Annotated in this window: 10 protein-coding genes and 3 tRNA genes; 4 read left to right on the forward strand and 9 right to left on the reverse strand. The window is 70.7% G+C overall.

Features of this window, described 5'->3' with window-relative positions:
* Positions 1–62 precede the first annotated feature (62 nt).
* From ACZ60T_RS10620 to ACZ60T_RS10650, 7 genes are all read right to left on the reverse strand, one after another.
* Positions 63–1,520, reverse strand: coding sequence for a DHA2 family efflux MFS transporter permease subunit (locus tag ACZ60T_RS10620; RefSeq protein ID WP_469665526.1), 1,458 nt, complete (start codon positions 1,518–1,520; stop codon positions 63–65).
* A gap of 133 nt (positions 1,521–1,653) precedes the next feature.
* Entirely contained in the window at positions 1,654–2,223 is a 570-nt protein-coding gene (locus ACZ60T_RS10625) for a TetR/AcrR family transcriptional regulator (protein WP_469665527.1), read from the reverse strand.
* A 118-nt stretch (positions 2,224–2,341) separates the two neighbouring features.
* The gene (locus ACZ60T_RS10630) at positions 2,342–2,770 is read right to left on the reverse strand and encodes a MaoC family dehydratase (protein ID WP_469665528.1); all 429 of its coding nucleotides are present in this window, start codon (positions 2,768–2,770) and stop codon (positions 2,342–2,344) included.
* Between the two features lie 5 nt (positions 2,771–2,775).
* The gene (locus ACZ60T_RS10635; RefSeq protein WP_469665529.1) at positions 2,776–3,231 is read right to left on the reverse strand and encodes an FAS1-like dehydratase domain-containing protein; all 456 of its coding nucleotides are present in this window, start codon (positions 3,229–3,231) and stop codon (positions 2,776–2,778) included.
* 187 nt (positions 3,232–3,418) lie between these two features.
* Positions 3,419–3,583 carry a 50S ribosomal protein L33 gene (gene rpmG, locus ACZ60T_RS10640; RefSeq protein WP_004571794.1) on the reverse strand — a complete coding sequence of 55 codons (165 nt, stop codon included), beginning with the start codon at positions 3,581–3,583 and terminating at the stop codon, positions 3,419–3,421.
* Positions 3,584–3,674: 91 nt separating this feature from the next.
* Positions 3,675–3,747 (reverse strand) — tRNA-Met (locus tag ACZ60T_RS10645).
* Positions 3,748–3,793: 46 nt separating this feature from the next.
* Positions 3,794–3,866 (reverse strand) — tRNA-Thr (locus ACZ60T_RS10650).
* A gap of 293 nt (positions 3,867–4,159) precedes the next feature.
* On the opposite strand from ACZ60T_RS10650, the gene ACZ60T_RS10655 reads away from it, so the two are divergent.
* Both ACZ60T_RS10655 and ACZ60T_RS10660 read left to right on the forward strand, forming a co-directional pair.
* Positions 4,160–5,410: an amidohydrolase family protein gene (locus ACZ60T_RS10655; protein WP_469665530.1), complete on the forward strand. Its 1,251-nt coding sequence runs from the start codon at positions 4,160–4,162 to the stop codon at positions 5,408–5,410.
* Between the two features lie 148 nt (positions 5,411–5,558).
* Positions 5,559–6,215 (forward strand): SDR family oxidoreductase, encoded by a 657-nt coding sequence (locus ACZ60T_RS10660; RefSeq protein WP_365632410.1) that lies wholly within the window; start codon positions 5,559–5,561, stop codon positions 6,213–6,215.
* 25 nt (positions 6,216–6,240) lie between these two features.
* Here the strand turns inward: ACZ60T_RS10660 and ACZ60T_RS10665 are convergent, their stop codons facing one another.
* On the reverse strand, positions 6,241–6,453 hold the full coding sequence (locus tag ACZ60T_RS10665) for a hypothetical protein (RefSeq protein WP_365632407.1): 213 nt from the start codon (positions 6,451–6,453) through the stop codon (positions 6,241–6,243).
* A gap of 139 nt (positions 6,454–6,592) precedes the next feature.
* Between ACZ60T_RS10665 and ACZ60T_RS10670 the strand changes: the two genes are divergently transcribed.
* Entirely contained in the window at positions 6,593–8,815 is a 2,223-nt protein-coding gene (locus ACZ60T_RS10670; protein ID WP_469665531.1) for a serine/threonine-protein kinase, read from the forward strand.
* Positions 8,816–9,044: 229 nt separating this feature from the next.
* On the opposite strand, the gene ACZ60T_RS10675 is transcribed toward ACZ60T_RS10670, so the two are convergent.
* Positions 9,045–9,126, reverse strand: a tRNA-Tyr gene (locus ACZ60T_RS10675).
* Between the two features lie 225 nt (positions 9,127–9,351).
* On the opposite strand from ACZ60T_RS10675, the gene ACZ60T_RS10680 reads away from it, so the two are divergent.
* The gene (locus ACZ60T_RS10680; protein ID WP_365632401.1) at positions 9,352–9,840 is read left to right on the forward strand and encodes a YajQ family cyclic di-GMP-binding protein; all 489 of its coding nucleotides are present in this window, start codon (positions 9,352–9,354) and stop codon (positions 9,838–9,840) included.
* The last annotated feature ends 75 nt before the right edge of the window (positions 9,841–9,915 follow it).

Below are 9,915 nucleotides of genomic sequence, written 5' to 3' on the forward strand. Positions count from 1 at the left end.
CGCTCCGCAGCGCACACGGGCGGCCCCGCCCGAGGACCGGGCGGGGCCGCGTCACACGCGCGTCAGGAGGCGGCTGTCTCCAGGGCCGGAGCCGTCGGCGCGTCGGCCGTGTCCTCCGTGTCGACCGGGTCCCCCGCGGCACGCCGTCGGGCCGGGATGATCAGGGCGGCGACGGCCGCCAGGGCCACGACCACGGCCCCCACCCCGAGGGCCGGGCGCAGTCCGTCCACGAAGGCCTGCGGGGTCTCGTAGCCGCCCTGTGCGGTGAAGACCGACGACATCACCGCGATACCGAGCGCGCCGCCGACCTCGCGCAGGGCGTTGTTCGCGCCGGACGCGATGCCCTGCTCATGGGGCCGGACGCTGGACATGACCAGGGCGGAGGCCGGGGCGAAGTAGAGGGACATCCCGATGCCGCTGAGGATCAGTGCGGGCAACTGGGCGGCGTACGACGCGTCCGCGGTGACCACGGTGGCGAAGCAGACGAGCCCGACGGACTGGAAGACGAGCCCGGCGGCGACGACCGGGCGTCCGCCGAAGCGGTCGGAGAGATATCCGGCGACGGGCGCGATCAGCATGGGCATGCCGGTCCAGGGGAGCATCCGCAGGCCCGCCTGGGTCGGCGAGTAGCCGAGTACGCCTTGCAGATACTGGCTGAGCAGGAAGATCGAGCCGAACATCCCCAGGAACATCAACAGGCTCGCGAAGTTGATCCCGGAGAAGGCGCGGGACCGGAAGAGCCGCATGGGGAGCATGGGGTTCTTGTGGCGGATGCCGTGGTGGACGAAGGCGAAGAGCAGCACGGTGCCCGCGAACAGGCCGGTCAGGACGAGCGGGCTGGTCCAGCCGTCGGCCGGGCCGCGCACCAGCCCGTACACGATCCCGAAGAGACCACCGCTGACGAGCAGGGTGCCAGGGACGTCGAGCGGGGAACCGCTGCCGTACGACTCGGCGAGGCGGAGGCGGGCGAGCGGCATCACGGCCAGGCCCAGGGGGACGTTCAGCCAGAAGATCCAGTGCCAGGACACGTGTTCGGTGAGGCTGCCGCCGATGAGGGGACCGGAGGCGACGGCGAGTCCGTTGACGGCGCCCGTGATCCCGTAGGCCATCCCGCGCTTCTCGACCGGGACGGCGGCGGTCAGCAGCGTCAGGGTGAGCGGCATCATGACGGCCGCGCCCACGCCCTGCACCGCGCGGGCCGCGATCAGGGAGTCGATGCCCGGCGCCATGGCCGCGGCGGCGGAGGCCGCGGTGAAGATGCCCAGGCCCACGAGGAAGAGCCGTCGGCGCCCGAAGCGGTCACCGAGGGCCGCGCCGAACATGAGCAGGACCGCGAAGGTGAGCGTGTACGCGCTCACGGTCCACTCCAGGTCGTCCAGTCCGCCTCCGAGGTCCTTGCGGATGGAGGGCAGGGCGGTGGTGACGACGAGGTTGTCGAGGCTCGCCATGAACCCGGCGAGCCCGGTGATCACAAGGGCCCAGACCACGCCCCCGCGCCGTGCTGTCTGCTGCTCTGACATCGCTCCCCCAGCGGGTATGTCGCTCGAATATTAGTTATTGATTACTTACTTTCGCGGCCATGAGAAGGCCATGACGGAGACAGGCAAGCGGAGACGGGCGAGGCTAAGGACCTTCACCCCGCGCCCGTTCGCCCTACTCCTCCGACCGGCCCTCGCCCCGAGCCGACAGGTACAGCCCCTGCCAGACCGTGTGCTCGGGCGGGAACCCCATGGCCGCGAGGGTGTTGACGAGCATCCCGTACGCCAGGAACGTCGTGGTCTCGCTCACGTCGGCGCCCAGCGGCAGATGCACCGTCTCCCAGAGCTTCATCCATCCGGCCCGGACGGACTCGCCGAACTCGTGCTCCCCCTCGGCCTCGGCGGCTGCCACGGCGAGGTACGTCTGCATCTGCATCTGGAGCTTCTCGGGATGCTCCGCGATCAGTCGCGCATACGCGGCTGCCATGGCGTGCAGGGCCTCCTCGCCCTCCAGGCCCCTGGACGCCTCCTCGAAGACCTCGCACGTCTCCTCGATGCAGCGGTGCGAGACGGCGGCGAAGATCGCCTTCTTGCTCGGGAAGAGCCGGAAGAGATAGGGCTGCGAGACACCCACCCGCTTGGCGATCGCCTCGGTGGAGGTGCCGTAGTAGCCCTTCTGCCCGAACTCGGTCGTCGCCGCGCGAATGACGCTCTCGCGCCGCTCTTCGGCGCTCATCCTGACCATGCGACGAAGTTAGTGCGCAATCACTAACTTCGTCAAGCAGTCCGACACGCCTGGTCCATGCGAAGGGGCGCCCGCAGCAGCGGACGCCCCTTCGGCTTCGCTTCAGTCGGCCACGCCGTCAGGCCAGTCGTACGACCGCCCGCGACATCCCGAGGACCTTCTGGCCTGCGCTGGTCGCCGTGAGGTCGACGCGGACGGTGTTGTCCGCGAGCTTGGCCGCGACCTTGCCGCTGACCTCGACGACGGCGCCCTGGTCGTCGTCCGGGACGATGACGGGCCGGGTGAAGCGGACGCCGTACTCGACGACCGCGCCGGGGTCGCCCACCCAGTCGGTCACCACGCGGACCGCCTCGGCCATGGTGAACATGCCGTGCGCGATCACATCCGGCAGGCCGACCTGCCGGGCGAACCTCTCGTTCCAGTGGATCGGGTTGAAGTCACCGGAGGCGCCCGCGTACCGCACGAGCGTGGCTCGGGTGACGGGGAAGCTCTGCGCCGGCAGTTCGGTGCCGACCTCGACGGCGTCGTACGCGATCTTCGCGGTCATCCGCGTCACACCTCCTCTTCCGGCGCGCGGGCCACGAGCTTGGTCCAGGCGGTCACCACATGCTCACCGGCCTCGTCGTGGACCTCACCGCGGATGTCCAGGACGTCGTTGCCCGCGAGGGACTTGATGGACTCGATGGTCGAGGTGACGCTCAGCCGGTCACCGGCGCGCACGGGACGGCGGTAGGCGAACTTCTGGTCGCCGTGCACCACTCGGCTGTAGTCCAAACCGAGCTGGGGGTCCTGGACGACCTGGCCCGCGGCCTTGTAGGTGATCGCGAAGACGAAGGTCGGCGGGGCGATCACATCGGTGTGGCCGAGCGCCTTGGCGGCCTCCGGGTCGACGTAGGCCGGGTTGGCGTCTCCGATCGCCTCCGCGAACTCGCGGATCTTCTCCCGGCCGACCTCGTACGGGTCGGTGGGCGGGTAGGACCGCCCCACGAAGGACTGGTCGAGCGCCATGGCCCGGCACCTCCTGGTTGTTCAGCGGGTTCGGCGGACGTGACCGATTCTGCACCCGTGGGTGAGCGGTTCCGCCGTCCGGTCGGCGGGGGTCGGTGCCCCGCCGACCGGACGGCGGAACTCCGGCCGTATCAACGCCGCGAGGCCGCCCCCTCATCAGTGGGGACGGCCTCGCTACGAGCCTTGGTTATCGCGTCTCGCGGTGCGCGGTGTGCGCGTTGCAACGCGGGCAGTGCTTCTTCATCTCAAGACGGTCCGGGTCGTTGCGCCGGTTCTTCTTGGTGATGTAGTTCCGCTCCTTGCACTCCACGCAGGCCAGCGTGATCTTCGGGCGGACGTCGGTGGCAGCCACAGGAGTGCTCCTTGACGAACAGGGTGGACGAAATCTAACGCATGAAAGAGTAGCCGATTGAAGGACCGACCCCGCAATCGGCTACTGCAAGTAGCGGTGACCGGACTTGAACCGGTGACACAGCGATTATGAGCCGCTTGCTCTACCGACTGAGCTACACCGCTGCGATGCGATCGGTCCCCGCCTTACGGCGGGTACCTCTCCCATCAGAGCCCCAAAACGGAATCGAACCGTTGACCTTCTCCTTACCATGGAGACGCTCTGCCGACTGAGCTATTGGGGCGAGCGATGAAGACATTACACGGTCGCCCGCTGTTCGCCCAAATCCGTTTCGCGGCACCCGCCCCGGCCTGTTCCCCCTGGTTCCCACGAGGCTTCCTGAGCCCCTCGCGCACGGCTGCGACAGGCGCCCGCACCGCGCCGGAGCAGGGCCGAACCGGAACGGACCGCCCACCGGGCCACACCGGTACGACTATTGCGCTCTTCCCTGTCGCGGCCTGCTCGCCGCCCTAGGCTCGACTCACTCTGCGTGATCTTCCCTCGCGAGCGCAGCCGCCCCCGATCCCCAGGAACGCGATGGCCGACAGCCGACCGCAGCCTCCCCCTTCCTCGTCCTCGCCGTCGGGACCGTCCGACGCGAGCGGCCTGCTGCTGTGCGGGGCGCGGCTGACCGACGGCCGGACCGTGGACGTACGGCTGGGCGGCGGGCGCATCGAGGCGGTCGGCACCGCGGGCAGCCTGGCGGCGGGAAGCGTCGGGGCGCGTGTCGACCTCGGGGGCTATCTGCTCCTGCCGGCCCCCGCCGAGCCGCACGCGCACGGCGACACGGCCCTCTCGGCGGACGGCGACGGACCGGTGCCGCAGGCCCTGGAGGAGATCCAGCGCCGTATCACCGAGGCCGCGCTGCTCCAGTTGGGCCACGGCGCGACGGCGCTGCGTTCGCATGTGCACATCGGTGACGTCCATGGCCTGGACGCGCTGGAGGCGCTGCTGGGGGCGCGGCACTCACTCGGCGGGCTGGCCGAGCTGACGGCGGTGGCGATGCCGCGGGTGCTCACCGGGGCCGCCGGTGCCAACGGGCTCGCGATCCTGCGGGACGCGATGAAGATGGGCGCCGCGGTGGTGGGCGGGTGTCCGGACACGGACCCCGATCCCACCGGCTATGTCGAGGCGGTTCTCGAACTGGCCTCCGAGTCCGGCTGCCCGGTCGATCTGCACACGGACGCCGACGACCCGGTGCGCCTGGCCCGGCTCGCGGCGATGGCGGGCGGGCTGCGCCCCGGGGTGACCCTCGGCCCGTGCGCCGGTCTGGGACGGCTTCCGGCGGGGGCCGCCGCCCGTGCCGCCGACCAACTCGCCGCCGCCGGAGTGACCGTGATCTGTCTGCCGCAGGGGGGCTGTGGCGTCGTCGAGCGGCGTGGCGGCACGGCTCCGGTGCGGCTGCTGCGGTCGGCCGGGGTGCGGGTGGCGGCGGGCAGCGGGGCGCTTCGGGACGTGTCGAACCCCGTGGGGCGCGGCGATCCGCTGGAGGCCGCGTATCTGCTGGCGTCGCGGGACGGACTGAGCCCCGAGGTGGCGTACGCCATGGTGAGCGCGTCCGCGCGGGCCGCGCTCGGCCTGCCTGAGGTCCGGGTGGAGGCCGGCTTCCCCGCGGAGCTGCTCGCGGTACGCGGCGACCGACTGGCGGGCGCGCTCTCGCTCGCGTACAGCCGCGTGGTGGTGCACCGGGGGCGCGTGGTGGCGCGTACGAGCGCCGTCCGGGAGTACTGCGACTCGGCGGCCGTGGCGCTGGATCTGCCTCGGCAGGGGCGGGTGACGGAGGCGTAGGGCGGGGACGTGACGTGCTCGTATGCGCGGCGCGGGTGCACGTGTGCGGACGAGACATGGGTGAACGACACATGTGCGAACGAGACATACGTGAAGGTGCGTGGTGATCGCACGGCGAAGGCGTCCGTCCGGGCGTACGGTCGGAGACATGCGCACTGTCATCGCTGGTGGTCATGGTCAGATCGCGCTGCGGCTGGAGCGCTTGCTCGCCGCGCGCGGTGATGAGGTGGCGGGGATCATCCGCCATGCGGAGCAGTCCGACGACCTGCGGACGGCGGGCGCCGAACCGATCGTGTGCGATCTGGAGTCGACGTCGGTCGAGGAGGTCGCGGGGCATCTGGAGGGGGCCGACGCGGCCGTCTTCGCGGCGGGCGCGGGTCCGGGCAGCGGCGCGGACCGCAAGCACACCGTAGACCGGGACGCGGCGATCCTGTTCGCGAAGGCGGCGGAACGGGCGGGCGTACGCCGCTTCCTCGTCGTCTCGTCCATCAACGCGGACCCGGAGCACGCGGGCGACGAGGTCTTCGACGTCTACCTGCGCGCGAAGGGCGAGGCCGACGCGCACGTCCGCGCCCACGAGTCCCTGGACTGGACGATCCTGCGCCCCGGCTCGCTGACGAGCGACGCGGGCAAGGGCCTCGTACGCCTGGAGGCACACACCGGCCACGGCACGGTCCCGCGTGACGACGTGGCGGCCGTCCTGGCGGAGCTGATCGACACGCCCGCGACGGCCGGTCTGACCCTGGAACTGGTCAGCGGTTCGACCCCGGTGTCGGTGGCCGTGAAGGCGGTGGCGGGGAACTGAGGGCTCGTCAAGCTCGGCGCGGGGCTCAGAAGAGGGGAAGCTGACCGGGGAACTCCGGCAGGGCGTAGCCGTCGAGGGTGGGCTGCGCCGCATCGGCCTGGGCGAGCCTGCGGGACCCGACACACGAGACGAGCGTCCTGTCGCTCCGCGCCCCCGGCGGGTCATGCCGCGCGAACCGCCCCGCGACGACAGCGATTTCCCGACGGCACTCGGGACAGCTCCTGCGGCGAGACGACATGCCCTCAGCGTACGACGGACGGCCCTCTGTTCCTCACCCTCTTTACTCTCCCGTACTGACCTGCGGCTAGTTTGTCCGAAGGACAAGTACGCAGGCCCGTGACGCCAGAGGCGCACGGGGAACGGGGAGGTCGGGGAGAGTGTCGCTGCGCGGGGGTGATCCGGCCGAGATCGGCGGCTATCCGCTTGAGGCGCGGCTCGGCTCGGGCGGCATGGGCACGGTCTTCCTGGCCCGTACGAGTTCGGGGCGGCCTGTCGCGATCAAGCTGATCCACCAACAGTTCGCGGGGGACGACGAGTTCCGCATCCGTTTCCGGCAGGAGGTGGCCGCGGCGAGGCGGGTGAGCGGCGCGTTCACCGCCGCCGTGGTCGACGCCGACCCCGAGGCCGATCAGCCATGGATGGCGACGACCTATATCGAGGGCTACACGCTCGCCCAGCACATCGCCGCGAAGGGCCCGCTGGACGGAGCGGAGCTGAGGAAGCTCGCCATCGGACTGGCGGAGGCGCTGCGCGACATCCACCGGGTGGGGGTCGTGCACCGTGACCTGAAGCCCTCGAACGTCGTGCTCTCGCCCGAGGGCCCGCGCGTCATCGACTTCGGCATCTCACGCGCCGCGGACCAGCAGACGCTGACGATGACAGGGCGGGTCATCGGTACGCCGCCCTTCATGTCGCCGGAGCAGTTGCAGGCGCCGCGTGGTGTGGGGCCGCGGTCCGATGTCTTCTCGCTGGGGACGCTGCTGGTGTACTCGGCGACGGGGCGCGGGCCCTTCGACGCGGACAGCCCGTACCTGACGGCCTATCAGGTGGTGCACGAGGAGCCGTCGCTGGGCGCCGTGCCGGCGGCTCTGCGCGCGATCGTCGAGCCGTGCCTGGACAAGGAGCCCGAGAGGCGCCCCTCCGCGGACGAACTCCTCGTGCTGCTGCGGGACTTGCCGGCGGACCTCGGCGGGACCGGCGCGAACGGGGTCGGCGCGGGCTGCACCCGCGATGTGACCACCCAGCATCACTTCGAGGGGCGGGACACCCCGGCCTCGGCCGGTTCCGGTACGGGGAGCACGGGCTCCCGCGTCGGCCGTCGTCTGCGTCGCCGATGGCGTCCTGTGCTCGCGGCGGCGGTCGCGGTGGCCGCGATCGGCGGGGGCGGCGTCGCACTGAAGGCGGGCGGCTTCGGGGGGAACAACGGCGGCGACAAGGGCAAGCGTGTCGCGGCAGCGGGTGTCGCGCTTCCGGACGGTTTCAAGCGGTGGCGCACGACCGTGCCGGGCGGTCGCCCGGACATCCCGGACGAGTTGCGTTGCGTAGCGCGCGGCGACGCGGTGTTCTGCGGGGGCGGCGGTGTCGTCGCGACCCGTATCAAGGTCCTGGACGGCTCGCGGGTGTGGACGGTGAAGAGCCCGGGTGTCCCCGCGCAGGGCGTGCACCTGGTGGGCGCCACCGACGACACGGTGCTCGGTTACCGCATCGCCGCCCAGGACGCCCCGCAGGACCCTCCCGACGAGGTGGTGGCCATCGACGCCGACAGCGGCCGGGAGCTGTGGTCCGTGCCGTCCGGCGCCCAGTCGACGGCCGTCACGGGTCGGACTCAGGACGCCGTTGTGGTCGGCTCCACCGTCGTGACGGTCGACGCTTCCGACTCGCGCTTCGAGGCCCGGGACGCGCACAGCGGCGAGGTCGCCTGGACGACAGCGTTCCCTACGGGGACGCGGTGCGCTCCCGTCCCGGTGGGCGCGCGGCTCCTCGCGATGTGCGCGACGGATACGGAGCTGGACGCCTCAGAGGTACGCCACCCCACCCTGTACGAGGTCGACCGTGCCTCGGGGACCCTGGGCGGGCCCATCGCGGTCGACGGGCCCGCTGTGCCGGTGGGCGTCGCCGACGGAAGACTCGTACTCCTTCAGGAGCACCTGGAGGGACCGGCGTTGGCCGGCTACGACGGGGTGGCGCGGGTCGACCCCGCCTCGCGGAAGGTCACCTACTCCCGGCTGGCGAAGGCATACGCGGGGACGCCGGGCATGGCGGACGGCACCGTCTATGTGAGCGGGCAGACCGGTCTCGTCACCGCGCTCGACCCTGCCACCGGCCGGAAGAAGTGGTCGCGGCAGACCAGCGTGGAGGGTGCGTCGGGTCCCGTCGCGGGAGCGGACGCGCTGTATTTCAGCTCGGCCACCGGCCGGGTGGTCGCGCTGTCGCCGGACGACGGTGCCTCCCTGTGGACGACAGACCCGCGGGCCGACGATCTGACGGGCGAGCAGGGCGCGAGCCCGCGCGTGACCGTCGCGGGGCGTGTGGTGATCGTGGCCGCGGCCAAGAACACCCTCTTCGCCTTCGACACGCAGAAGCCGCCGAAGTCGGGCTGATCCGGGCGGCACGGGACATCGGCCGCGGGTTCACGCCGCACGAGCGCGACGCGGGAGGTCAGCCGCGCTCTCGACCGGCCCTTCCCGCCCTCCCGCATGGGGAGTTGGGGCGGCACGGCACCCGACGGCCGACTCTTTATGATCTTCGCCACGCCAGAGCTTCCCCCGGAAACGAAGAGACCCCCTCCGACCTGCCCTAAGGGCTGATCAGAGGGGGTCTTCCTCTCTGTGGCGGCGCCAGGATTCGAACCTGGGAAGGCTGAGCCGGCAGATTTACAGTCTGCTCCCTTTGGCCGCTCGGGCACACCGCCAAGTTTGCTGCTGTGGAGTCCACCTCTCGGTGGTGCTCCCTGGCAACGACGTAAACGATACCCGATGCACAGGGGTGCTTCGCCACCCCATAGATCAGCAGCCCACGGGGGGTGGGGTGGCTAGGCTTATGCGGATGCGGCCCGGGATCGATGCCGGGCCAGGCGGCCCGGGTCCCGCACGCCGATACGCACCCCGATCCATCCCGATACAAGGAGCCACAGGACATGGCCGACTCCAGTTTCGACATCGTCTCGAAGGTCGAGCGGCAGGAGGTCGACAACGCCCTCAACCAGACCGCCAAGGAGATCTCTCAGCGGTACGACTTCAAGAACGTCGGCGCCTCGATCGCCTGGTCCGGCGAGAAGATCCTGATGCAGGCCAACTCCGAGGACCGGGTGAAGGCCATCCTCGACGTCTTCGAGTCGAAGCTGATCAAGCGCGGTATCTCGCTGAAGTCGCTGGACGCCGGTGAGCCGCAGCTCTCCGGCAAGGAGTACAAGATCTTCGCGTCGATCGAGGAGGGCATCTCCCAGGACAACGCGAAGAAGGTGGCGAAGATCATCCGCGACGAGGGCCCGAAGGGCATCAAGGCGCAGGTACAGGGCGACGAACTGCGCGTCAGCTCGAAGAGCCGCGACGACCTCCAGGCCGTGATCGCCCTCCTGAAGGGCAAGGACTTCGACTTCGCGCTTCAGTTCGTGAACTACCGGTGATGAACCGGTCTGACCTGCACGGACACGGCTAGGCAGACTTCGCAGGGCACAACGGGGGCACATCGCCGAGGACAG

This window comes from Streptomyces sp. NPDC104371, from assembly GCF_055583785.1.